Here is a 23,301-nt window from a genome sequence, read left to right on the forward strand (position 1 = left end):
GCTACGGACTCACGCGCTCGTTCGATTCTGTAGAAATTCCAGTCGGATCGTCCGCCCGCATCGGGCACAGGCATCCTTCCTTTCATTATTCTAATTCTAATGTGGAGCTATTCTAGCTTCGTCGTCCCTCGTTCCGCTTTCCAAGGCGGGAATTTGCAGGCTTTTCCTGCGGTCGAATGCCGCAAGCCTTTGGGGGAATGCATGTCATCGTTTCACGGTCTCACGGATCCGGTCGCGCCGGCTTTCGGCGCTCGCCGATACCGGCGCCGATCAGCCCTGCTCGCGGCATCAGCCATCTCGCTTCTGAGTTCTGGCGCGGCTTATGCAGCCGAAGCCGGGACGAACGATGCCCTGCTCAAGAAGCTGGAGAGGATGGAGCAGCGCATCCAGCAGCTCGAATCTGAACTGAAGCAGAAGCAGGATCGCCCGGCAGCCGATGCGGACACAAAGCGGACGGCAAAAACGGCAGCGCTGACGAACGCCAATGCGGCGGCGTCCCCTGCCGACACAAAGGACGCGTCAGCCAAGCCCGCGGACCAAAAAACCGAACCGCAGTCGTCGGACAAACCGGCCAAGCCGAAGTCGAAAGACTTCATGGCCCTGCCGCCGCTGCCGGCGGCGGGAGACAAACCGATCCTTGGTGTTGCGGATTCTCCGGTCCCTGGTCTCAGCATCGGGGCCTATGGCGAGATCAAGTTCGGCACCATGCAAAATCCAGCCGCGGCCGGTCAATGGCAGAAGGGTTTTGACGCGGCGAGGTTCGTTCTGCTGCCGACCTATGCGATCACCCCGAACATCATCTTCAACGCCGAAATCGAGTTCGAGCACGCCGGCGCAGGATTCGACAACGACGACAAGCTGCACGGCACCGCCGAGATCGAGCAGGTCTGGATCGACTTCAAGATCATCGACCAGTTCAACTGGCGTTCGCCGGGCGTCGATCTGGTGCCGTTCGGCTACATCAACCAGCATCACGAACCCACGCAATTCTACAGCGTGAACCGGCCCGAGCTCTACAACAGCATCATTCCGTCGACCTGGAAGGTCCCGTCCACAAGCGTCTACGGGACGATCACCGAAGACCTCAAATACCAGGTCATGATCAGCGCCAGTAACGAGGATTTCGGCGACTCCTTCGACGCCAGGACCGATGCAAAGACCGTCCCCCTTCCCGGCACGGCGTATGCTGCGGGCATCGACGGCGTGAACGCACTCGGATTCTCGCGGCCTCCGCTCGGCGATTTCCAGCAGCTCAACAACGCCACGGCCGTGTCCGGCCGGCTCGACTTCACGCCGACGTTCTGGGCCGGCTTCGCCGGCAGCGTCAGCGCCTATTACTCGCCGAACACGACGCCGCGCGGAGCGCATGACGATTTCGGCAACTTCCTCGGCAGGTCCAGCCTTGCCATGTTCGACGCCGAATTCCGCTACAGGGTGCCCGACACGGGCCTCGAGCTTCGCGGCGAATATGTCCGCGCCCAGTTCGGGCACCCGGAAAATCTGCGCGCCAACAACGACACGGATCCGACCAACAATGTCGGCAAGACGATGTACGGCTATTCCGGCGAGATCGCCTATCATGTGCCGCTCGGCACGGTTCTGAACAGCGAGTGGGAGGCTGTGCCGTTCTACCGTTACACCTACATGAACCTGCAGACGGGCGGCTTCGCCGGCACCGATGCCAATCTGCCGACGGGCCAGGGTCAGCGGCAGTACCACACGGCCGGTTTTGCCGTGTTTCCGTCGCCCAAGGTCGTGCTGAAGGCGACGTATCAGCATGTGATCGACAAGAGCGCGACCGGCGCGCTGTCGGATTCGTTCCTCGGCGGCGTCGGGTTCTTCTTCTGATGCCGATGGGGACGATCCTGCAGGATCTGATCAGGGGACTATGAGTGAGGTGACGATGAGTTGGGTTCGATACACCGTGCCGGCTGCGGCGCTTCTGTCAGCGGCCTCTCCCGCTTATGCCGTTCGGTATCTGTCGATCGAGGAGGCGAAGAAGGAAGCATTTCCGTCCGCGACACAGTTCTCCGAAGTTCAGGCGGGCCGGGTGTGGAAAGCGGAAGCCGGCGGCAAGGTGGTCGGCTTCTTCGTGTTCGACCGGGTCGTCGGCAAGCACCTTTTCATCGACTACGCCGTGGCGCTGACCCCGGCGGGCGCGGTCCACAAGGTCGAGATCCTCGAATACCGGGAATCCTATGGCGGCGACGTCAGGAGCCAGAGCTGGCTCGCCCAGTTTGCCGGCAAGACCAGCAGCAGTGCGCTCAAGATCAACGGCGACATCAGGAACATCGCCGGCGCGACGCTGTCGTCGACCCATATCACCGAGGGCGTGAAACGGATATTGGCGGCCTATGGCAATCGCCTCCGATAGCATCCGCCGCGCACGGCCGCTGCTCGGCACCTTCGTGGAGATCGAGGTTGCGGGCGCTCCCAGATCCGACATGGACGGCGCCATCGATGCCGCATTCGATGCCATTGCACAGGTGCATCGGCTGATGAGCTTTCACGAGCCGGACAGCGATGTCAGCCGGCTCAACCGCGACGCCGGCCTTCACCCCGTGAGCGTTCATGCCTGGACGTTCGAGGTGCTCGCCACCGCCATCGAGCTGCATCGTCGCACCAAGGGGCTGTTTGACGTCACGGTCGCGCCGACGCTGCAGACGCTGGGCCTGTTGCCGCTCCTGAAGGACAAACCGGCGCCGCTTGCTGGGTTTGCCAACGCGATCGAGCTGCTTCCGGACCATCAGGTCCGTTTTCGATCGAGCGATGTGATGATCGACCTTGGCGGCATCGCGAAGGGCTTTGCCGTCGACCGCGCGGTCGCCGCGCTGCGCGATCTCAATATTCCGGGCGGCATGGTGAATGCCGGCGGCGACCTCCGGGCTTTCGGCGTCGAGCCGCGCGTGGTCCACATCCGCGATCCCCGCGATCCCGGCCGATCGGTCTGCCGCATCGACGTGGCCGACGAGGCGCTGGCTTCGACGGCGCGCCGCGTCGAGCTGTTCGACAGCCGCGAGCCCGGTGGCTCGGCGGTGATCGATCCCGCAACCCAGAGGCCGGCGGCCCTGGTCGAGGGCGTCACGATCCGCGCACCGTCCTGCATGATCGCCGATGCCTTGACCAAGATCGTGATGATCGCCGGGACCGACGCGGGCGAGCTGCTCGAATCCTGTCACGCCGGCGCCTTGCTGATCTCGTCAGACGGCGACGTTCAGATCACCTCCGATTGGCATCACCGGGTGCACCTTGCGGCTTAGGACCTCCTATCGCTATCCCCTCTATGCGGCGTTCGCTGCGCTGATTCTGACAGGCGCCGGTTGGCTCGTGGCCGACTGGCGGAAGGACGCCGGTGACGAGATCTGGCAGCAGATTGCCGCCAACATGCTGATGGTCCATGGCGGCGTGGCGATGCTGGCACTGTTGCTGCTCGGGGCCCTCATTCCGCTGCACGTGCAGCGGTCCTGGCGCGGCGGCAAGAATCTCGTCTCCGGATCGGTCATGGCGGCGTTCAATGCCGTGCTGATCGTGACCGCATTCGGTCTCTATTATCTGGGATCGGAAGCGGTGCGGCCCTTCATGAGCTGGATCCATCTGGCGACCGGCTTCTCGTTGGCCGTGATGCTCCCGCTTCATATCTGGCTGGGTCGCCGCCAGCGACGATAACCTCGGGCTCGAGCTTGTCGGGACGCAAACGCGTCGCCCTCAGCCGTGAAATTGAGTTGGCCGTGACAGAGCCACGGGCACGCTTACCCGCATAGTTTCACAGGCCCGTACCATCTTACCCGCGCCATCATCACCTTGGCGTTTTCTACCGGTGACGTTTACCTCGCAATAGGCATGCAACTAGGCCTTGCAAAGGAATTAACGCGTAACAAGTCCGACGGGGTCAATCTTCGCTCGTATTGACGAGGGAGCGATATTGCATGTTCCGCGTTTTTTCCTGCCTGGCGACTGAGCACGATTGGCGGCTCGTTCTGCTCGCTGGCCTGGTTTGCTTCGCGGCAAGCATTGTAGCCGTCAGCATCTTTCATCGCGCCATCGCGTCGCGCGCCAGAACGCGGTTGATGTGGATTGCGATCGCCGGCGCCGCCATCGGTTACGGAATCTGGGCGACGCATTTTGTCGCAATGCTCGCCTACGAGCCGGGCGTCTCGACCGGGTACGGCCTCGTTCTGACAGCGTTGTCACTCGCCGTGGCGATGATCCTGACGTCAGGCGGCTTCGGAGTAGCCGTGAACAATTCCGGCCGCTGGCGCGCAGCTGCTGGTGGCGGCATCATCGGCGCCGGCATCGCAAGCATGCATTATATCGGTATGTGGGCTCTCGAAGTGCCGGGTCACGTGACCTGGTCGCTTGGGCTGGTGCTCGTCTCGATCGGCCTTGGCATGGTCCTAGGCTATGCGGCGCTTGCGGTCGCCATGGGCCGCAAGGACAAGCGGGGGACCTTCGTCGCGGCGCTGCTGCTGACCCTCGCCACCGTGTCGCATCATTTCACGGCCATGGGAGCCGTACAAATCATTCCCGACCCGACGCTGCAAAGCGATACATTATCGCTTTCGCCGGGCTTCCTCGCCGTTGCAATTGCGGGTGTGGCTCTGTCGGTGCTCGGGATGAGCTTCGTCGGCGTCCTGGCGGATCGCCGTCTTGCGAGCAGAACCAGCAGACTCGAGGCAATCATCAGCGAACTTTCGCACGCCAGGCAACAGGTGGAAGATTCGCAACGGCAAATCCAGGATCAGAAATTCAGGCTGGATACGGCCATCAATAACATGGTCGAGGCGTTGTGCATGTTCGATGCGGAGAGGCGACTTGTCGTCAGCAACGAGCGTTATGCCCGGCTCTATCGACTGCCGCCGGAGCTGCTGATAACGGGGACCCCGCATGCTGACATCATCAGGCATCGCGTCATGACCGGCATCCTCAAGAGCGACACCAGCGAGGGCGCCGCGGAGCAATTCCTCGCGAAATTGGCCGCGTTGCCGTTCGATACGGTCTCGAGCAGAATCGATGAGTTCGCGGATGGCCGGTTGATCTGCGTGACGCGACAGCCGATGGCCGGCGGCGGGTGGGTGGCCACGCATCTCGACGTCACCGAGCAGCGCCGGTCCGAGGCCAAGATCGCTCATATGGCGCAACACGATGCGCTGACCGATTTGCCAAATCGCGTGCTGCTCAGGGAGCGGATGGAGCATGCGCTTGCCGTGACGCGCAATGGCGGTCTCAATCTGGCGGTGCTCATGCTCGACCTCGATCGGTTCAAGGAGGTCAACGACACATTGGGGCACCCGGCGGGCGATTCCCTGTTGTGCGCCGTCGCTGCGCGGTTGCACGAATGCACCACGGAAAGCGCGCTGATTGCCCGGCTGGGCGGCGATGAGTTCGCCGTGATCGACTATGTGACCAACCCGGCCGTTGAGGCAGTCGCCCTCGCCGAGAACATCAGAAAGGCGCTTTGCGAACCCTTCGATCTCGACGATCACCGGGTCACGGTGGGTACCAGCATCGGCATTGCCATCGCACCGCGCGATGGGGAGGATTCCGACGTGCTCATGAAGAGCGCAGATCTCGCACTCTATTCGGCCAAGAGCGGTGGACGTGGCGCATTCCGTTTCTTCGAGCCGGAACTCGACCAGCTCATGCAAGTGCGGCGCAACCTCGAACGCGACATGCGGGATGCGCTTGCTAGCGGCGAATTCGAGCTGCATTACCAGCCGTTCGTCAATACCGCGACTGGCGAGATCCGCGGCTTCGAAGCTTTGCTACGCTGGCATCACCCGCTGCGAGGTCTGGTCCTGCCCGGCGACTTCATTCCTCTCGCGGAGGAGACCGGCTTGATCGTGCCGCTGGGAGAATGGATCTTGAGGACGGCATGCAGCGAAGCCGCCAAATGGCCCGCCCATCTCAGGATCGCGATCAACCTATCTCCGGCTCAATTCAGGAGCAAGGAGCTCGTCCCGGTCATTGTCGGCATGCTGGCGAGCTCGGGCGTTGCGCCACACCGACTCGAGCTTGAGGTGACGGAGACGGTCATCATGCACGACAGCGAGGCTGTCTTCGCAACACTTGGCCAACTGCGCGAGCTTGGCGTGCGAATAGCCCTTGACGACTTCGGCACCGGCTATTCATCCTTGAGTTTTCTACAGAGATTCCCGTTCGACAAGATCAAGGTCGACCGCGCCTTCGTCAACGAACTGTCCAGCGCTAGCCCAGACGCACATCATCTCGCGCGAGCGGTCGTTCGCTTTGCGGTCAGCCTCGGCAAGGTGACGACCGCGGAAGGAGCCGAAACGAAGCAGCAGCTTGATATCCTCCGTGAGGAAGGCTGTGCCGAAACGCAAGGCTACTATTTCGGCCGACCGATGCCCGCCTCCGGCGTCGCGAAAATGCTGACGCAAGGCGCAAAGCGAGGCGATAAGGCAGCCGTCCAAGCGGCGTGAACCCTCGCACCTTCACTGCAACGGCGGATCGCCGCTGGTGCGCTTCTTGGCGAGGTCCATCTCGGTCACCGCGATCAGGATCTCGGCGCGGGTCTTCAGGTCAGGCGCTTCCAGCATCGCCTGCTTCTCGGCCGGGCCATAGGGCGACATCATCGCCAGCGCGTTGACCAGCGCCTCGTTGGGTGCGCTCTCGACGCCCTCCCAGTCGACCTTGAGATTATTGGCCTTCAGGAAATCCGCCAGCGCCACCAAGAGGGCCTCGCGGTTGACCGCTTCCTCGCCCATGCGCGCGGTGAAGTCGTCGGCGAAGGCGAAGAAATCGACCTTGCACTGCCGGTAGGCCGTCAGCACCTCGAGCTCCTCCACCACCTTGAAGCGCGCAACCCCGGTGAGCTCGAGGATGTAGCGGCCGTCGCCGGATTCGGCGAGCTGGGTGATGCGGCCGACGCAGCCGACGCGGAACAGCACCGGCTTGTCGGAATTCTTCGGCGAATGCGTCACGTCGGGCTGGATCATGCCGATCAGGCGATGGCCGTCGCGGAAGCTGTCGTCGACCATCTCCAGGTAGCGCGGCTCGAAAATGTTGAGCGGCATCTGGCCGCGCGGCAGCAGCAGCGCGCCCGGCAGCGGAAACACCGGAATGATCTCCGGGAGGTCGGCGGGTCCGCGATATTCGATATTGATCGGCATCTGGTCCCCGCGGCGCTAAAGCATGATCCGGAAAAGTGTGAAGCGGTTTTCCGACAAGATCATGCTCCCGAAATGACCTGCGCTTACGAAAACAGAATCGTCGACAGGCGCTTTCGCCCCTCGACGGTTGCATCATCCGTGCCGCCCCAGGCCTCGAAGAACTGCACCAGCTGCTTGCGGGCGCCGTCGTCGTTCCATTTGCGGTCGCGCTTGACGATCGCAAGCAGCTGCTCGGTGGCGGCCGCCCGGTCGCCCTTCGCGTTCAGCGCGGTGGCAAGGTCGAAGCGAGCCTGATGATCGAGCGGGTTTGCGGCGACTTTCTGTTCCAGCTCGGTGATCGGCCCGAGCGATTCCGCCTGCTCGGCGAGATCGATCGTGGTCTGCACCGCCTTCACGGCGGGATCGTTGCGCTTGGATTCCGGCACCATGGCCAGCGTCTGCTTGGCCTGCTCCATCGCGCCTGACGCGGCGTAGCACTTGGCAAGGCCGGCCAGCGCCGCGATGTTGGTCGCATCGTGCTGGAGGGCCTCGGCATAGATCTGCGCGGCCGCGGCGACATCGCCCTCGGCGAGTACGGCTTCGGCCTCCTGCACGATCTCGGCGACGTTGACCTCGCCGGGTGCGGTGACGCCCTTGGTCAGCTTCTCGATGAAGGCGTTGAGCTGGCTCTCCGGCACCGCGCCCATGAAGCCGTCGGCGGGCTGGCCGTTGACGAACGCGATCACGGCCGGGATCGACTGGATGCCCATCTGGCCCGGGATCGCCGGATGCTGGTCGATGTTCATCTTGACCAGCTTGACCTTGCCCTTGGCGGCCTTGACCGCCTTTTCCAGGATCGGGGTGAGCTGCTTGCAGGGGCCGCACCACTCCGCCCAGAAGTCGATCAGCACCGGCTGGCGCTTCGATTCCTCGATGACGTCCTTCACGAAGGTCTGGGTGGTGGTGTCCTTGATCAGATCGGCCGCAGCCGGGCCCGCTCCGTTACCCTGGTCGATGATCGTCACGGGATCCCCTCGTCTCATGTCTTGGAATGGCGGGTCTTTAGCACGTCGCCATCGCATATGCTTCGTTTCAGGCCCTAAAATTGGGCCGGGACGGCCGAATTTCAATCCATGTCAGCCGATTCGGCAGCTCCGGCCGGTTTTTGGGTCGATTTGACCGTTTCAGGGCTCATATTGGGGCTCCGAAAGCGCATCTATGCCGCCGGTAGCTGTTGCAATCGCCGTCCGCTTTTGGCATACGACAGCCGTTGCCGGCGCGGTCACGCGACCGACGCACAGGATGCGGGTGTAGCTCAGTGGTAGAGCACGACCTTGCCAAGGTCGGGGTCGAGGGTTCGAGCCCCTTCGCCCGCTCCAATTTTTCCCAGAGCATCCAGCTTCATCAGACGGAACCGTGGTTTTCCACGCCGCTGGCGGCTGGCTTGGGTCTGACATGACAATTCTCGTCACAGGCAGCGCCGGCCACCTCGGGGAGGCCATTCTGCGGACGCTCCGGCGCCGCGGCTCGCCTGCGCGCGGGCTCGATCTGAAGCCATCGCCCTTCACCGATGCGGTGGGCTCGATCGTCGATCCCGGCTTTGTCCGGGCGCAGATGTACGGCGTCAGCGCTGTGATCCACACCGCGACGCTGCACAAGCCGCATGTGGCGACCCACAGCAAGCAGGACTTTGTCGACACCAACGTCACCGGCACGCTCAATCTGCTCGAGGCGGCTGATGCCGCCGGCGTGAAGAATTTTGTTTTTACCAGCACCACCAGCGCGTTCGGCTCGCAGCTCCGGCCCGAGGCGAGACAGGCGGCGGTGTGGGTCACCGAGGAGCTACAGTCGGTGCCGAAGAACATCTACGGCAGCACGAAGCTGATGGCGGAGAATCTGTGCGAGCTGTTCTTTCGCGAGCGCGGCCTGCCCGTCGTCGTCTTGCGAACATCGCGCTTCTTTCCGGAGGACGACGACGATCCGGCGATGCGATCGGCCTATTCGCCGGACAACGCGCAGGCCAACGAGCTGCTCTATCGGCGGCTGGATATAGCGGATGCGGTCAGTGCGCATCTGCTCGCCGCAACGCGTGCGGGCGAGATCGGCTTTGGCCGTTACATCGTCTCGGCAACGAGCCCGTTCACGCAATACCATCTTGCGGCGCTGGCGCAGGATGCGGCCGCTGTCGTGCGCGAGCTCTACCCGGATTGCACGCAGCTCTATGCGGCACGCGGCTGGCGGCTCTTCTCCGAAATCGACCGCGTCTATGTCAACGAGCGCGCGCGGCGCGAGCTCGGATGGCATCCCGAATTCGATTTTGCCCATGTGCTGCGCAGCGTTCGGGAGGGCTCTGATTTCCGCAGCACCCTGGCGCGCGAGGTTGGATCGAAGGGCTATCACGACACGCCGTTTGGCGATGGGCCGTATCCTGTCGCCCCGTAATTGCCGCTTTTGTCAATTCGCACGATGATTCAGGCGCCTGACCGGTGTCACCGGGCGGACATGTGCCCGAGCCGTTCTACTGTGCATGGGGTTGTTTTCTCAGGTTTGGATTGGTCGCCCAATTTGCTGCCTGCAAATGAGGCGGCTGTGATGGCGATTCCGCGATGCAGCGAGCGCGCTGCGATCGTCGCTTGCGACGATGCGTGACGATCAGTCTCAATTTTTACGGAGCGCAATCGCAGCGCACGCGGCGCGCTTTTCACCGCTCGCAGATGTGCTAACCTTTTTGCGTCTGCCTCTCGACAGACTCCGAACTTCGCCTACTCGAAAATAGCAAAACAAGAACACGCAGCCATCACGGCTGCCTTAGGGGAGTGACGCGATGAAATCGATGATCCATCGATCCGTGTTGGCGCTTGCAGCCGTGGCCCTTCTTGCCGGGACCAGCGCTGTCAATGCGCAGCAACAGGACAAAAATCGGGCGCTGAAGAAGTACGAATCCGGCACCAAGGAATTCTGGACCCATCCGCCGGATGACTGGTTCCTCGGCGACGAGACCGAGGCGCAGAAGGGCCTCGCGCCGCCCTCGGGCCCGCCGACCGGTGCCTCCGATGCCGAGCTCGCCAACATCGTCAAGAAGGTGAAGCTGCCGCCGGGCTTCAAGATGGAGGTCTACGCGTCAGGCGTGCTGGCTGCGCGTCAGATGGCCTGGGGTGACAAGGGCACGCTGTTCGTCGGTTCGTTCGGCCTCGGCAACGTCTACGCCATCAAGGACAACAACGGGAAGAAAGAGGTCAAGACCATCCTCAAGGGGCTGAACATGCCCACGGGTCTGGCCGTCAAGGACGGTGCGCTTTATGTCATCGCCGTCGACAAGCTGATCCGCTACGACGATATCGAGAACAAGCTCGACAATCCCGGCGAGGGCAAGGTCGTCTATGACGACATGCCGTCCTATGCGGCGCATGGCTGGAAGTACATCGCGGTCGACAAGGATGGCTGGTTCTACATTCCGTTCGGACCGCCCTTCAACGTCGGCATTCCCCCGACCAGCGTCTCGCAGATCCGCCGCGTCGATCCCAAGACCGGCAATGCCGAGATCTGGGCACTCGGCGTTCGCAACTCGGTCGGCGGCGACGTCGATCCGCGCACCGGCAAGTACTGGTTCACGGAGAATGCGCGCGACTGGGTCAGCGATGATCTTCCTAGCGACAAGCTGAACATGATCAGCAAGATCGGCGAGCATTTCGGCTACCCCTACTGCCACCAGGGCGACCTGCCCGATCCGAAGTTTGCGATGGGTCACAAGTGCTCCGAGTTCACGCCACCGGTGCTGAATCTCGGCGCGCATGTCGCTCCGCTCGGCATGAAGTTCTACACCGGCGATCAATTCCCCGCCGAGTACAAGAACAACATCCTGATCGCAGAGCACGGCTCCTGGAATCGCCACAAGTACCAGGGCGCGCGCATCACGCGCGTGATCGTCGGGCCTGACGGCAAGAACGCCAAGCAGATGGATTTCGCTACCGGCTGGATCGAGGGCGACCAGGGCTATCTCGGCCGCCCCGATGACATCATCCTCGCCAAGGACGGCTCGATCCTCGTCGCCGACGACTGGGCCGGCGCGATCTATCGCATCAGCTACAGCAAGAAGTAGCGCGACACGACCACGAGGCTGCGGTGGCTCCGCAAGGCGCCGCAGCCTCTTTCATTTGGAAACCTCACTGTCGTTCCGGATTGCGCGCCACTTGCGCGCAAGTCCGGAACCCATGCCCACGAGCGGGGGTTATGGATTCCGGGCTCGCGCCAAGAGGCTCGCCCCGGAATGACATCTCGACAGATCGGAATTCCCATCATGCGCCGTCAGTTTTCTTCGTACGCAATCGGCGCGCTCCCGCTCGCCGCACTCGCATTCGTCCCGGCCCAGGCCGCCGACAATGCTGCTCTCCAGGAGAAGGCTGCGATCTGTTCCGGCTGTCATGGCGAGAACGGCATCTCGCAGACCGAGAACATTCCCTCGCTGGCCGGCCAGCCCGATCAATTCATCCAGTGGCAGCTCGTGTTCTTCCGCGCCGGCTCGCGCAAGAACGAGCAGATGCAGCCGATCGTCGAGCAAATCACCAACGAGGACGTCCGTAATCTTGGCGCCTATTTCGCGGCGATGGCGCCGCCAAAGCCAGGCGAGGACGGGGATGCGGACCTGTCGAAAAAAGGCGCGCAAGTTGCCGTCGGCCGCCGCTGCGCCTCGTGCCACACGGACAGCTTTGCCGGCACCAAGGCCGTCGCGCGGCTGGCCGGCCAGCGCGAGGAATATCTGGTCAAGGCGCTGCACGACTACAAGGCGGGCCAGCGCGTCGGTGGCGGCGTCGCGGCGATGGCCGACGTCGCCTATCACATGAGCGACGAGGAGATCACCGCCGTCGCGCACTATCTGGCGCATTTCAAATAGGCGAAGGTGCAGCCGCAAACTCTGCTGTCGTCCCGGACAAGCGAAGCGCAGATCCGGGACCCATACGCCGCAGCAACAGTTTGGCGAAGATTAGAAGTTACCAGTCTCGCGCAACGATTAAATCTTGTGACTATGGATCGCGGGCTCGCGCTCCGCGCACCCCGGGATGACGCGAGGCCTCACCCCGCCCGCTGATTCTCATACGCCTTCAGATGCGTGTACGCGATGCGCAGCTTCGGCACCGGCACCTTGGCCGCATCGCCGCGCGCGATGAGGTCGCCGATCACGTGATCGGCTTCGACGGGCAGGCCCGCCTTGATGTCGCGGAACATCGAGGCCGTCATCGGCGAACCCTCGGTGGTGAGGTCGCCCTTCACGCGTTCGAAGAACGGTCCGCCCGGCGGATAGCCCGAGGCGGTGGCGATTTCGCTGGTCTCGTCCAGCATGCCGAGCAGGAAATCCCGGCCGCCGGGCGCGGCGAGGATGTTGCCGACCGAGGTGCGCATCAGGCTGGTCGATGCGGCAAGCGTGGACAGGAACACCCACTTCTCCCACATGTCCTGCATGATGTTCTGGCTGGCCGTGGCACCATTGATGCCGCCCTTGAAGGTCTCGTCGATCGCCTTGATCCGATCCGACGGCCTGCCGTCGCGCTCGCCGTAATTGATCGACTGCATCGGCTGGAGCTGCACCACCTCGCGCTTCTCGTTGAGGGTCGCGGCGATGGCGCAGAGGCCGCCTAGCACGCGCTCCTTGCCGAATTTTGCATCGAGAATGTCGAGATGCTTCATGCCGTTCAGCATCGGAATGATCGCGGTATCACGGCCGACCGCGGCGGCGAACGATTTGATGGCATCGTCGAGATCGAACGCCTTGCAGCTCAGGAGCACGACATCGAACTTGTCCTTGATCGCGCCTGCCTGCACGGTCGGCGGAGCCTTCAAGGTCACATCGCCATTCGGGCTCTTGATGACGAGGCCGGCGCTTGCGAGCTCGCTGGCGCGCTTGGGGCGGACCAGGAAGGTGACGTCGCGGCCGGCCTGCAACAGCCTGCCACCAAAGTAGCCGCCGATGGCGCCGGCGCCGACCACGAGGATACGCATGGGATTGTCCTTGCTGTTCTTCCGTCGTCCTGGCGAAAGCCAGGACGACACCAGAGAGTTAGCGCGTTTACGCCGGATGCGACAATCACTTCTCCAGCACCATTTCCTCGACCTCGCGCAGCTGCTCCTTGCCGAAGAACATCTCGTTACCGACGAAGAAGGTCGGTGAGCCGAACGCGCCGCGGGCGACAGCCTCCTCGGTGTTCTTGATCAGCTTGCCTTTGACCTCCGGCTCCTGCGCGCGGGCGAACAGCTTCTCGGCATCGAGCCCCGAAGACGCTAGCGCCCTGGCCGCGATTTCAGGGTCGTCCATCTTCTTCGGCTCGCGCCACATGTGGTGGAAGGCGGCATCCACGTATTTGTCGAACACGTCCTCGAGCTGCGCCGCGATCGCCGCGCGCATCAGGTTGAGCGTGTTGACGGGAAAGTGTGGATTCCAGACGTAGGGCTCGACGTGGAACCGCTTGATGAAGCGTTCGGTCTCGACCTGCTGGAATTCGCGCTTGTTCTTGATGCCGGCGAGCGTCTCGGCCGGCGACTTGTTGTTGGTGGATTTGAAGATGCCGCCGAGCAGGATCGGAACATATTCGAACTTGACGCCGATCCGCTGTTCGATCGCCGGGATCGCCAGATGGCTGAGATAGGCGTTCGGGCTGCCGAAATCGAACAGGAATTGCGGGGTTGTACGAGTCAAAAGCGTTCTCCCTGACGACACTTTCGCCCATTGTGGCGCAGGGCGCGCCACAGGTCCACCGTTTAATGATGATCATAATATCTTGATGATCAGACCAGACGCCGGATCGCCTGCTTGCGCCACACCAGGAGGTAATAGCCCATCTGCAGGAGGAACATGGCGCAGAACACGATCGGATAGGCGGCCCACACGCCTTGAAGGCCGATCGCGCGGCTGAGGATCACCGCCGACGGCAGTTCGATGGCCACGATGGCTGATATCGACAGCAGCATCGGTGTCAGTGCCACACCGGCGGCGCGCATCGCGCCGGAAAACGTCGTCGCAAGGCCGAACGGCACTGAGCTCCATAAGGCGATGAAGAGTAGCCCCTTCGCCAGATCGAGCACGGCACCGTCGGTGATGAAGATGCCTAGCACGGCGCGCGGCACGAGATAGATCAAGGCCACCAGCCCGCCGGTCAGGACGAGATTGAACGCAAGACCGGTGCGGACGATGCCGTCGAGCCGCGCCCGGTCGCCGCCGCCGACGGCCTGCGCGCCGAGGATCGAGACCGCGATCGAAATCGACATCGCCGTGAACTGCGTGTAGCCCATCACCTGATTGACGGCACCATACGCAGCTGTCGCTTCGGATCCAAAGCTGTTGACGAGGCCGAGCAAGACCAGCTCGGCAATCGCCATCACGACCATACCGACCGCACTGGGTAATCCAATGCCGAGGATTTGCCCGATCACGGCGCGGTTGAGCCTGATATGGCGTAGCAGTGCGATATCAGGCGCGAGCGCGTGCTTCCTCCGCAGGAGATACGCGCCGAGCGCGACCAGCGCCACTGCATTGGAGATCGCAGCCGCCCAGGCCGGGCTGGTGATGCCGAGCGCCGGCAGGCCGAAGGCGCCGTGGATCAGCATCGGTGTCAGGATCAAGCCGATCGTGGTCGACAACGCCAGCGCCAGCAGCGGTGTCACGGCATCACCGACGCCGCGGATCATCGCCGTCACCAGCAGAAAGGTGAAACCGAGCGGCATCGTCAGCAGCATGATGCGCGCATAAGCGCTGGCAGGAGCGAGAATGTCCGCGGGCGTCGCGAGCGCCATCATCAATTGCCGGCTGAAGAGGCCGCCGATCAGCGCCACCGAGATCGAGAGCAGCAGGCCGACCGCGAGCGTCGTGCCAGCGACCATCTTGATCCTGTCGTGCTTGCCCGCGCCAAAGGCCTGGCCGATCAGCACGGTGGCGCCCGTGCTCAGGCCCATGACGAAGGCGAACAGGAAGAAGAACACCGGGAAGAATGTCGAGACTGCCGCGAGTGCGTCAACGCCCATCAGCTGGCCGAGATAGACGTTGCTGACGGTACCGAACAGCGATTGCAGCGCATTGCTCAGCATCAACGGTGCGAGGAAGCGCAGGAAGTGTTTCCAGAGAGGCTTTGGGGCGGACATGGGTTTGCCTTTGATCAGGGCGAGCAAAGCCGTTGCCGCGCGAGGCGCGGCTCGGCCGTTGATGGGTTGAGAGCGAAGCGCCGCGGCTTACGCGCGGTCGCTGTAAGCGAGCTTGACGATGTGGTCGCGGATGTCGGCCGGCCAGTCGGCGATCAGTCCGGTGAAGCGCCGGCGGTCGTCGGCAAACAGCGCGCGCGAGGCTTCCTCGAACTGCGGCAGATTGCCGGCCATGGTCGACATGAAGTGATAGGCCGCATCGCGCGCCTGGCGTTCGCGGTCCTTGTCGCCGCTCGTGCGCCTGGCCTCTTCGACGAGTTTTCGCAGCGCGACCGAGGCGCCGCCCGGTTGCGCATTGAGCCACTCCCAGTGCCGCGGCAGCAGCGTCACTTCGCGCGCGACCACGCCGAGCTTTGGCCGGCCGCGTCCGCGCGGCTCGGTCGGTGGGGCGGTCTCGTCAACCGGCGGCGGGATCAGCTTCGCCAGCCGCGCCAGCACCTCGCGATCCCCGCCGCGCAGATCGAAGTCGATCGATCGGCCCGTGGCGTCTTCGAAGATGATGATCGGCTCGTCAGATCGTGGGGCCACCCGCCTGACGACCAGAGCGACCTCTCCAGCCGGTCCGGACGCGAGGCGTTGCTGGCCCTGGAAGGCGGTGAAAGTCTTATGCATTGAAATCATTGCCATATTGATGACGGTCGAGCTCTTTTATATCCGGGTAAATTGCTGAGGTCAATATACCCGGGTGAAATATCCATCCGGACGGCTCGACATTGTGTTCCTGGACTGGCACCTACGCGGCCGACCGACCACGCCTAGCCCTGAGGATTCCCGCGATGCTGACCGTCCACCACCTCAACAATTCGCGCTCGCAGCGCGTGCTTTGGTTGCTCGAGGAACTGGGCGTGCCTTACGAGATCGTGCGCTATCAGCGTCAGCCCGATATGCGTGCGCCGAAAGAGCTGCGCGCGATTCATCCGCTCGGCAAGTCGCCGGTCATCACCGACAACGGCAACACCATCGCCGAGTCAGGCGCGATCATCGAATATCTGATCGCCACCTACGGCAACGGCCGGCTGATCCCGCCGCCTGGCACCCCGGAGCGGCTGCGCTTCACCTATTGGCTGCACTATGCCGAAGGCTCCGCGATGCAGCCGCTGCTGCTGAAGCTGTTGTTCACCCTGATGCCGAAGCGCGCGCCGGCGCTGCTTCGTCCGCTGGTGCGCAAGGTCTCGAACCAGGCGCTCACTGCGCTGGTCAATCCGCAGCTCAAGCAGCACATGGACTATTGGGAAAGCGAGCTTGCGAAGAGCGAGTGGTTCGCCGGCAGCGAGTTCACCGCCGCCGACATCCAGATGAGCTTTCCGCTCGAGGCAGCGCAGGCGCGCGGTGGGTTAGAGCAGGGCCATCCCAAGGCGATGGCGTTTCTGGAGCGCATCCACGCGCGGCCGGCCTATGCGCGTGCCCTCGAAAAGGGCGGGCCGTACCAGGTGGGGCGGTAAGTTTCCTTACCGCCCGCGGGTGACGCAGCCGATCAGTTCGCGTGCAGCACACGCCCACGCGTCTCCGGCAGCGCGAAGGCGGCGATGAAGAACACTGCGTACGCCACCACCGCGAAGATCGCGATTGCATTCGCGAGCGACGTCGATGCCGATAGCGCACCGACGAGGAACGGAAACAGCGCGCCGATGCCGCGGCCGAAATTGTAGCAAAAGCCCTGGCCTGAGCCGCGCAGCCGTGTCGGAAAGAGTTCTGTCAGGAATGCGCCGACGCCGGAGAAGTAGCCTGAGGCGAAGAAGCCGAGCGGGAAACCGAGCACCCACAGGATCTCGTTGGTCAGCGGCAGCTGCGTGTAGAGCAGCACCACGGCCATCGCGCCGATCGAGAAGATCAGGAACAGGTTGCGCCGCCCGATCCGGTCGGCGAGCCAGGCGCCGGTGAGATAGCCGATGAAGGAGCCGATGATCAGCGTCGAGAGATAGCCGGTGGAGCCGACGATCGACAGATGCCGTTCCTTGGTCAGGAACTGCGGCACCCAGAATGTGACGGCATAGTAGCCGCCCTGGCAGCCGGTCGCCATCAGCGATGCAAGCACTGTGGTCTTCACGATCGGGAATGTGAAGATTTCCCAGATTTTCGGATGACTGCCGGTTTCTGCGTGCCTGGCGCGCGCTTCGGCCGCGATCTCCGGTTCGGTGACGGTGCGGCGGATGTAGAACACCAGGAGGGCAGGCAACGCACCGATCACGAACATCCAGCGCCACGCCGTTTCCGCGGGCATCACTGAGAACAGGATCGCTTGCGACAGCACCGCAAGCCCCCAGCCGATGGCCCAGCCCGATTGCACCGAGCCGACTGCGCGCCCGCGATATTGCGGCCGGATCGCTTCGCCCATCAGCACGGCGCCCGCGGCCCATTCACCGCCGAAGCCAAGACCGAGCACGGCGCGCGCAATCAGGAGCTGTTCGAAATTCTGCACGACGGCGCAGACCAGCGAGAAGAACGAGAACCAGATGATGGTGATCTGAAGCGTCCTGACCCGGCCGATATGGTCGGAGAGATAGCCTCCGAGCCAGCCGCCAATGGCAGAGGCGAGCAGCGTCACCGTGCCTGCAAGTCCTGCGGACGCCGCATCGACCTTCCACAGCGCGATGATCGTGCCGATCACCAGCGGGTAGATCATGAAGTCCATGCCGTCGAGCGCCCAGCCCGCCGCGCACGCCCAGAACGTCCGCCGCTCCGGTGCATTCATGTCGCGATAGAAGGCGAGAAGGCTGGTGTCGTGGATCTCGGCGCGCTCAATGCGCTGGAGCGGATCGGCTGTGGTCATGTGCGTTTCCCCGGCAAATTCTTCTTGGTCGGGCGGTGGTAGCACGCGCGTCGGCCGGCGCAAGCCGGCGCCGATCCTTGCCATGCTGGGGCAGCGTTACTGTCCTGCGGCTTCCGCACCGCGCGTGCGCGGATCGGGCGCGCCGAGGGGACCGTCCGGCGTCACGAGAATCGAATTGGCGGACGTCTGCCCCATCGGCGCGACGATGAGATGGTCCATCGCCTTCAGCTCGAACAGCACGTCGTCGGGAAAGCCGCGCTCGACACGCACCTCGTCCGGCAGCCATTGATGATGCAGCCGCGGCGCGGCCACGGCGGCGGCCACATCCATCCTGTAGTCGAGCACGTTGACGATCACCTGGAGCACGGTCGAGATGATCCGGCTGCCGCCGGGCGAGCCCGTCACCAGCACCGGCTTGCCGTCCTTCAGGACGATGGTCGGCGACATCGAGGACAGCGGCCGTTTGCCGGGCCCGGGCAGATTGGCCTCATAGCCGACCAGACCATAGGCATTGGAGGCGCCGACAGCGGCGGTGAAATCGTCGAGCTCGTTGTTGAGCAACACACCGGTGCCGTCGGCGACGAGGCCGACCCCGTAGCTGAAATTCAGCGTATAGGTGTTGCTGACGGCGTTGCCGCTGCCATCGACGACGGAAAAGTGCGTGGTGTTGCTGCCCTCGTGTGGCGAGGTCGCAGTCGAAACCAGATCCTTTGACGGCGTCGCGCGCTCGGTAGAAATGCCGGCGCGCAGCCTGGCAGCGTAGTCCTTCGCCGTGAGCCTAGCGATCGGCGCGTCGACGAAGGCGGGATCGCCGAGATAGCGCGCACGATCCGCATAGGCGCGCTTCATGGCCTCGATCAGCAGATGCAATGCTGCCGGCGAGCCCTGCTTGATGTCCGCGAGCTGAAAACCTTCGAGAATGTTGAGCGTCTCCAGCAGCACCACGCCGCCGGACGACGGCAGCGGCATTGAGACGATGTCGTAGCCCCGATAGGTGCCGCGCACCGGCGAACGGATCACGGCCTGATAGGTCTTCAGATCGGCCGTCGTCATGATGCCGTCGGCATCGGACACGGCCTTGGCGAGTTTCTCCGCGACCGGGCCTTCGTAGAAGCCGCGTGGTCCCTGCGCAGCGACGCTCGCCAATGTATCGGCGAGATCGCTCTGCACCAGCCTGTCGCCTTCGCCAAGCGGCGTGCCGTCGGGCTTTGCGAAGATCTTCACGGACGATGGCCAGCGCGCGAGCCGCCTGGACCAGCCCGGCAGCGTGTCGGCGATGTCGTCGGTGACGACAAATCCGTCGTGGGCGAGCGCGATCGCAGGTTCGAGCAATTGCGCCAGCGTGAACTTGCCCGAGCCATACTTTTCGAGCGCCAGCGCCAGGCCCGCGACCGTGCCGGGCACGCCGATGCCAAGCCCGGAATCGCGCGACTTGGCCGGATCCGGCTTGCCGTCGGACCCGAGGAAGATCTGCGCCGTGGTCGCCGCCGGCGCGGTCTCGCGATAATCGATCGCAACATCCTCGTTGCGTTCGGCGGAATGGATCACCATGAAGCCGCCGCCGCCGATATTGCCGGCGCGGGGATAGGTCACCGCCATCGCAAAGCCGGTCGCGACGGCGGCATCGACCGCATTGCCGCCACGTCGCAAAATATTGGCGCCGACCTGCGCCGATATTCTTTCCTGCGCCACCACCATGCCATGCTGCGCGGGAACGGCGTGCACCGTGTCGAGCGCGGGCGGAACATAGGCCTGCCGCGCATCCTGCGCGGTTGCCGATGCAAGACCAAACGCCAGAGTGGCGATAAGCGCGAAAAAACGTCGCCGTGTCAAAAATGACGCCATCATCACATTTCCGCCGAGCCCTCGGGCCAATTCAAACGCGTCACTGCAATGCTATACGGTTTGCGCTAAGAGAGACAAAACTGTTCGTGATGAGGACTGCGCGATGACGACGATTGCCCCGGATGCGCGCATGGCCGGCGCTTCGCGGACCTATCCGCCGCGCGCCGCCGTCGTCAGCTGGATCTTCTTCGACTGGGCCGCGCAGCCCTATTTCACGCTGATCACGACCTTCGTGTTCGCGCCCTATTTCGCCACCAGCGTTGCGCCGGATCCCGCAACCGGCCAATCGCTCTGGGGCTTTGCGATGGCAGCAGCTGGCATGGCGATCGCGCTGCTGTCGCCCGTTCTGGGCGCCATCGCGGATGCCTCGGGCCGCCGCAAGCCCTGGATTGCCGCGTTCGGCGCGGTTCTGGTGCTCGCCTCCTGCACGCTATGGATCGGCAAGCCCGGCGATCACGCCATCATTCCGCCGCTGCTCATCGCGGTTGCGCTTGCCAGTGTCGGCGCGGAATTCGCCACCGTGTTCAACAACGCGATGATGCCGACCCTGGTGCCGCCGGAGCGCATCGGCCGGCTCTCCGGCACCGGCTGGGCCACGGGTTACATCGGAGGCATTGTCAGCCTGATCATCGTGCTCGGCTTCCTCGCGGCCAATCCCGAGACCGGCCGCACGCTGCTCGGCTTCACGCCGCTGTTCGGGCTCGATCCCGTCACGCATCAAGGTGACCGCGCCGCCGGACCGCTGACCGGATTGTGGTTCATCGTCTTCGTGACGCCGATGTTCTTGTTCACGCCGGATTATCCGGCGAAACGTCCGGTGCGCGAGGCACTGCACGAGGGCCTCGCCGATCTGAAGCAATCGCTGAAGGATTTGCCGCAGCAGAAATCGCTCGCGGCGTTTCTGCTAGCCAACATGATCTACACCGACGGTCTGGTCTCGCTGTTCGCGTTCGGCGGTATCTATGCCGCCGGCACTTTTGGCTGGCACACGATCCAGATCGGTACGTTCGGCATCATCCTTGCCATCGCCGGCACGTTCGGTGCGTGGCTTGGCGGCAAGCTCGACGACTTGCTCGGACCGAAGCGCGTCATTGCCGGCAGCATGCTGATCCTGCTGCTGTCGGTGGCGGCGATCCTGCTTGTCGACAAGGACAGCGTTCTGTTCGTCAAGGTCGCGCCGCCCGAGCCGGGCGGGCCGCTATTCGCCGCCGCCGCGGAGCGTGCCTATATCGTGCTGGGCTGCCTGATCGGCGCGGCCGGCGGCCCGCTTCAAGCCGCCTCGCGCACGCTGCTGATCCACCTCGCGCCGAAGGATCGCATCGCGCAATATTTTGGCCTGTTTGCGTTGACCGGAAAGGTGACGTCCTTCATCGGACCGCTGCTGATCGGCGTGATCACCGCGGCCACCGCGAGTCAGAAGGCCGGCATGGCCGTGCTGGTGGTGTTTTTCGTCACGGGGTTTGCGCTGCTGATGCGGGTGCGGGAGTAGCCGCAATACACAATCCCATCCCCATCATTGCGAGGAGCGAAGCGACGAAGCAATCCAGACTGCCTCTGCGGAAAGTTTCTGGATTGCTTCGCTTCGCTCGCAATGACGAGTTGATAGATCAGTGCCTGAAGTGCCTTGTCCCAGTGAACACCATGGCGATGCCGTGCTCGTCGGCGGCCTTGATCACCTCGTCATCGCGCATCGAGCCGCCGGGCTGCACCACAGCGGTGGCGCCGGCTTCGATGCAGGCGAGCATGCCGTCGGCGAACGGGAAGAACGCATCCGACGCCACGACCGAGCCCTTGGTCAGCGGCTCGGCGAGCTTCAGCTCGTTCGCCGCATCCTGCGCCTTGCGCGCCGCGATGCGGGCTGAATCGACGCGGCTCATCTGGCCCGCGCCGATGCCGACGGTGGCGAGATCCTTGGCGTAGATGATGGTGTTCGACTTGACGTGCTTTGCGACCCGGAACGCGAACTTCAGGTCGCGCATCTCGGCGTCGGTGGGTGCGCGCTTGGTCACGACCTTGAAGGTCATGTCGTCGACTACGGCGTTGTCGCGGCTCTGCACCAGAAGACCGCCGGCAACGGTCTTGGCGGTGAGGCCCGGCGCTCGCGGATCGGGCAGGCTGCCCGCGAGCAGCAAACGGAGGTTCTTGCGTGCTCCGATGATGGCGATCGCTTCCTCGCTCGCGTCAGGCGCGATGATCACCTCGGTGAAGATCTTGGTGATCTCGCGCGCGGTATCAGCATCGAGCGGGCGGTTCATCGCGATGATGCCGCCGAAGGCGGAGGTGGAATCGCAGGCCAGCGCCTTGCGATAGGCATCGACAAGGTTCGCGCCTTCGGCGACGCCGCAAGGGTTGGCGTGCTTGACGATGACGCAGGCCGCGGTGCGCTTCGCATCGAACTCGCCGATGCATTCATAGGCCGCGTCGGTGTCGTTGATATTGTTGTAGGAAAGCTCCTTGCCCTGCAGCTGCCGTGCGGTCGAGACGCCGGGGCGCTTGTCGGGCGTGGCGTAGAACGCCGCGGTCTGATGCGGGTTCTCGCCGTAGCGCAGCGACTGGATCAGCTTGCCGCCGAACGCGCGGAAATCGGGCGCGTCGATCTCGAGCTGGCGGTTGAACCAGTTCGAGATCGCGGCATCATAGGCCGCGGTGCGCGCATAGGCCTTGGCAGCCAGGCGGCGACGCAATTTCAGCGTGGTCGCGCCGTTGTTGGCGGCAAGCTCGTCGAGCACAGCCTTGTAGTCGTCGGCTTCGACCACGACGGCAACGTCGTCATGGTTCTTCGCAGCAGCGCGGATCATCGCAGGGCCGCCGATGTCGATGTTCTCGATGCAATCCTCGAAGCCCGCGCCTTTGTCGACGGTCGCCTCGAACGGATAGAGATTGACGACGAGCAGATCGATCGGCGCGATGCCGTGTGCCTTCATCGCCTCGGCGTGCTCCTTGTTGTCGCGGATCGCGAGCAGGCCGCCATGCACCTTTGGATGCAGCGTCTTGACGCGGCCGTCCATCATCTCGGGGAAGCCTGTCAGCTCGGAGACGTCCTTCACCTTCAGGCCCGCGGCGGCAATTGCCTTTGCGGTGCCACCGGTCGAGACCAGCTCGACATCATGCGCGGCAAGCGCCTTGGCGAACTCGATCAGGCCTGATTTGTCGGAGACGGAGAGAAGGGCGCGGGTGACGCGGCGGGGACGGTCAGTCATGAGCAAGATCCTCTGTTCAGGGAGTGTCTATGCCCAGGCGCGCGGCGGGTATGTGTCGCGCTTCCCGATGGTGCTCCATCCAAGGTCGCCAGTCGCGCGAACGAGCGCTCGATAGCAGCTTTTGGCGACGCTCTCAACGGGTAGAGCCATTTCCGTTCCGATAGAATCGGAACGGAGCTCTAGCTTCTTGTTT

The 23,301-nt window shown here is 63.6% G+C and carries 19 protein-coding genes, 1 tRNA gene and 1 riboswitch; of the genes, 11 read left to right on the plus strand and 9 right to left on the minus strand.

Features of this window, described 5'->3' with window-relative positions:
- Positions 1–201 precede the first annotated feature (201 nt).
- From XH89_RS01340 to XH89_RS01360, 5 genes are all read left to right on the plus strand, one after another.
- A complete protein-coding gene (locus tag XH89_RS01340; protein WP_246767713.1) occupies positions 202–1,848 on the plus strand; it encodes a hypothetical protein in 1,647 nt (548 codons plus the stop codon).
- Between the two features lie 55 nt (positions 1,849–1,903).
- Complete coding sequence (locus XH89_RS01345) at positions 1,904–2,374, plus strand: FMN-binding protein (RefSeq protein ID WP_194465360.1); 471 nt, start codon at positions 1,904–1,906, stop codon at positions 2,372–2,374.
- A complete protein-coding gene (locus XH89_RS01350; RefSeq protein ID WP_194465361.1) occupies positions 2,355–3,260 on the plus strand; it encodes an FAD:protein FMN transferase in 906 nt (301 codons plus the stop codon). Before XH89_RS01345 ends, XH89_RS01350 begins: the two co-directional genes overlap by 20 nt.
- A complete protein-coding gene (locus XH89_RS01355; protein ID WP_194465362.1) occupies positions 3,250–3,666 on the plus strand; it encodes a hypothetical protein in 417 nt (138 codons plus the stop codon). The genes XH89_RS01350 and XH89_RS01355 overlap by 11 nt, the downstream gene beginning before the upstream one ends.
- Positions 3,667–3,926: 260 nt before the next feature.
- On the plus strand, positions 3,927–6,440 hold the full coding sequence (locus tag XH89_RS01360) for an EAL domain-containing protein (RefSeq protein ID WP_194465363.1): 2,514 nt from the start codon (positions 3,927–3,929) through the stop codon (positions 6,438–6,440).
- Between the two features lie 12 nt (positions 6,441–6,452).
- Here the strand turns inward: XH89_RS01360 and XH89_RS01365 are convergent, their stop codons facing one another.
- Together XH89_RS01365 and trxA are read right to left on the minus strand one after the other, a co-directional pair.
- Positions 6,453–7,130 carry an LON peptidase substrate-binding domain-containing protein gene (locus XH89_RS01365; protein ID WP_194465364.1) on the minus strand — a complete coding sequence of 226 codons (678 nt, stop codon included), beginning with the start codon at positions 7,128–7,130 and terminating at the stop codon, positions 6,453–6,455.
- A gap of 83 nt (positions 7,131–7,213) precedes the next feature.
- Complete coding sequence (gene trxA, locus XH89_RS01370) at positions 7,214–8,134, minus strand: thioredoxin (protein ID WP_194465365.1); 921 nt, start codon at positions 8,132–8,134, stop codon at positions 7,214–7,216.
- A 279-nt stretch (positions 8,135–8,413) separates the two neighbouring features.
- Between trxA and XH89_RS01375 the strand changes: the two genes are divergently transcribed.
- The 4 genes from XH89_RS01375 (at position 8,414) to XH89_RS01390 (ending at position 12,000) form a co-directional block, all read left to right on the plus strand.
- Positions 8,414–8,488 (plus strand) — tRNA-Gly (locus tag XH89_RS01375).
- Positions 8,489–8,564: 76 nt separating this feature from the next.
- Complete coding sequence (locus tag XH89_RS01380; protein ID WP_194465366.1) at positions 8,565–9,551, plus strand: NAD(P)-dependent oxidoreductase; 987 nt, start codon at positions 8,565–8,567, stop codon at positions 9,549–9,551.
- A 382-nt stretch (positions 9,552–9,933) separates the two neighbouring features.
- Positions 9,934–11,208: a sorbosone dehydrogenase family protein gene (locus XH89_RS01385; protein WP_194465367.1), complete on the plus strand. Its 1,275-nt coding sequence runs from the start codon at positions 9,934–9,936 to the stop codon at positions 11,206–11,208.
- 198 nt (positions 11,209–11,406) lie between these two features.
- Positions 11,407–12,000 carry a c-type cytochrome gene (locus XH89_RS01390; protein WP_194465368.1) on the plus strand — a complete coding sequence of 198 codons (594 nt, stop codon included), beginning with the start codon at positions 11,407–11,409 and terminating at the stop codon, positions 11,998–12,000.
- A 179-nt stretch (positions 12,001–12,179) separates the two neighbouring features.
- On the opposite strand, the gene panE is transcribed toward XH89_RS01390, so the two are convergent.
- The 4 genes from panE to XH89_RS01410 all read right to left on the minus strand — a co-directional run bounded on the left by panE (position 12,180) and on the right by XH89_RS01410 (position 15,920).
- The gene (gene panE / locus XH89_RS01395) at positions 12,180–13,103 is read right to left on the minus strand and encodes a 2-dehydropantoate 2-reductase (protein WP_194465369.1); all 924 of its coding nucleotides are present in this window, start codon (positions 13,101–13,103) and stop codon (positions 12,180–12,182) included.
- Positions 13,104–13,188: 85 nt separating this feature from the next.
- Positions 13,189–13,797, minus strand: coding sequence for a 2-hydroxychromene-2-carboxylate isomerase (locus XH89_RS01400; protein ID WP_194465370.1), 609 nt, complete (start codon positions 13,795–13,797; stop codon positions 13,189–13,191).
- A gap of 89 nt (positions 13,798–13,886) precedes the next feature.
- Complete coding sequence (locus tag XH89_RS01405; protein WP_194465371.1) at positions 13,887–15,236, minus strand: MATE family efflux transporter; 1,350 nt, start codon at positions 15,234–15,236, stop codon at positions 13,887–13,889.
- A gap of 87 nt (positions 15,237–15,323) precedes the next feature.
- The gene (locus tag XH89_RS01410; RefSeq protein ID WP_194465372.1) at positions 15,324–15,920 is read right to left on the minus strand and encodes a DUF2239 family protein; all 597 of its coding nucleotides are present in this window, start codon (positions 15,918–15,920) and stop codon (positions 15,324–15,326) included.
- A gap of 149 nt (positions 15,921–16,069) precedes the next feature.
- Between XH89_RS01410 and XH89_RS01415 the strand changes: the two genes are divergently transcribed.
- Positions 16,070–16,735: a glutathione S-transferase family protein gene (locus XH89_RS01415; RefSeq protein WP_194465373.1), complete on the plus strand. Its 666-nt coding sequence runs from the start codon at positions 16,070–16,072 to the stop codon at positions 16,733–16,735.
- A gap of 32 nt (positions 16,736–16,767) precedes the next feature.
- Here the strand turns inward: XH89_RS01415 and XH89_RS01420 are convergent, their stop codons facing one another.
- Together XH89_RS01420 and ggt are read right to left on the minus strand one after the other, a co-directional pair.
- Positions 16,768–18,063 carry an MFS transporter gene (locus XH89_RS01420; protein ID WP_194465374.1) on the minus strand — a complete coding sequence of 432 codons (1,296 nt, stop codon included), beginning with the start codon at positions 18,061–18,063 and terminating at the stop codon, positions 16,768–16,770.
- A 96-nt stretch (positions 18,064–18,159) separates the two neighbouring features.
- A complete protein-coding gene (ggt, locus tag XH89_RS01425; protein ID WP_194465375.1) occupies positions 18,160–19,911 on the minus strand; it encodes a gamma-glutamyltransferase in 1,752 nt (583 codons plus the stop codon).
- A gap of 100 nt (positions 19,912–20,011) precedes the next feature.
- On the opposite strand from ggt, the gene XH89_RS01430 reads away from it, so the two are divergent.
- On the plus strand, positions 20,012–21,397 hold the full coding sequence (locus XH89_RS01430; RefSeq protein WP_194465376.1) for an MFS transporter: 1,386 nt from the start codon (positions 20,012–20,014) through the stop codon (positions 21,395–21,397).
- A 118-nt stretch (positions 21,398–21,515) separates the two neighbouring features.
- Here the strand turns inward: XH89_RS01430 and purH are convergent, their stop codons facing one another.
- Complete coding sequence (gene purH, locus XH89_RS01435) at positions 21,516–23,108, minus strand: bifunctional phosphoribosylaminoimidazolecarboxamide formyltransferase/IMP cyclohydrolase (RefSeq protein ID WP_194465377.1); 1,593 nt, start codon at positions 23,106–23,108, stop codon at positions 21,516–21,518.
- A 24-nt stretch (positions 23,109–23,132) separates the two neighbouring features.
- Positions 23,133–23,214, minus strand: a riboswitch (ZMP/ZTP riboswitch).
- Positions 23,215–23,301: the final 87 nt, after the last annotated feature.

It is taken from the genome of Bradyrhizobium sp. CCBAU 53340 (genome assembly GCF_015291645.1).
In the GTDB taxonomy this organism is placed as follows: Bacteria; Pseudomonadota; Alphaproteobacteria; order Rhizobiales; family Xanthobacteraceae; genus Bradyrhizobium.

What these genes read in the sequence shown, in the direction of transcription:
- XH89_RS01340 (WP_246767713.1), top strand. Translation starts at nt 202, where the DNA reads ATGTCATCGTTTCACGGTCTCACGGATCCGGTCGCGCCGGCTTTCGGC.
- XH89_RS01345 (WP_194465360.1), top strand. Translation starts at nt 1,904, where the DNA reads ATGAGTTGGGTTCGATACACCGTGCCGGCTGCGGCGCTTCTGTCAGCG.
- XH89_RS01350 (WP_194465361.1), top strand. Translation starts at nt 2,355, where the DNA reads ATGGCAATCGCCTCCGATAGCATCCGCCGCGCACGGCCGCTGCTCGGC.
- XH89_RS01360 (WP_194465363.1), top strand. Translation starts at nt 3,927, where the DNA reads ATGTTCCGCGTTTTTTCCTGCCTGGCGACTGAGCACGATTGGCGGCTC.
- XH89_RS01365 (WP_194465364.1), bottom strand. Translation starts at nt 7,130, where the DNA reads ATGCCGATCAATATCGAATATCGCGGACCCGCCGACCTCCCGGAGATC.
- XH89_RS01380 (WP_194465366.1), top strand. Translation starts at nt 8,565, where the DNA reads ATGACAATTCTCGTCACAGGCAGCGCCGGCCACCTCGGGGAGGCCATT.
- XH89_RS01385 (WP_194465367.1), top strand. Translation starts at nt 9,934, where the DNA reads ATGAAATCGATGATCCATCGATCCGTGTTGGCGCTTGCAGCCGTGGCC.
- XH89_RS01390 (WP_194465368.1), top strand. Translation starts at nt 11,407, where the DNA reads ATGCGCCGTCAGTTTTCTTCGTACGCAATCGGCGCGCTCCCGCTCGCC.
- panE (WP_194465369.1), bottom strand. Translation starts at nt 13,103, where the DNA reads ATGCGTATCCTCGTGGTCGGCGCCGGCGCCATCGGCGGCTACTTTGGT.
- XH89_RS01405 (WP_194465371.1), bottom strand. Translation starts at nt 15,236, where the DNA reads ATGTCCGCCCCAAAGCCTCTCTGGAAACACTTCCTGCGCTTCCTCGCA.
- XH89_RS01410 (WP_194465372.1), bottom strand. Translation starts at nt 15,920, where the DNA reads ATGGCAATGATTTCAATGCATAAGACTTTCACCGCCTTCCAGGGCCAG.
- XH89_RS01415 (WP_194465373.1), top strand. Translation starts at nt 16,070, where the DNA reads ATGCTGACCGTCCACCACCTCAACAATTCGCGCTCGCAGCGCGTGCTT.
- XH89_RS01420 (WP_194465374.1), bottom strand. Translation starts at nt 18,063, where the DNA reads ATGACCACAGCCGATCCGCTCCAGCGCATTGAGCGCGCCGAGATCCAC.
- ggt (WP_194465375.1), bottom strand. Translation starts at nt 19,911, where the DNA reads ATGATGGCGTCATTTTTGACACGGCGACGTTTTTTCGCGCTTATCGCC.
- XH89_RS01430 (WP_194465376.1), top strand. Translation starts at nt 20,012, where the DNA reads ATGACGACGATTGCCCCGGATGCGCGCATGGCCGGCGCTTCGCGGACC.
- purH (WP_194465377.1), bottom strand. Translation starts at nt 23,108, where the DNA reads ATGACTGACCGTCCCCGCCGCGTCACCCGCGCCCTTCTCTCCGTCTCC.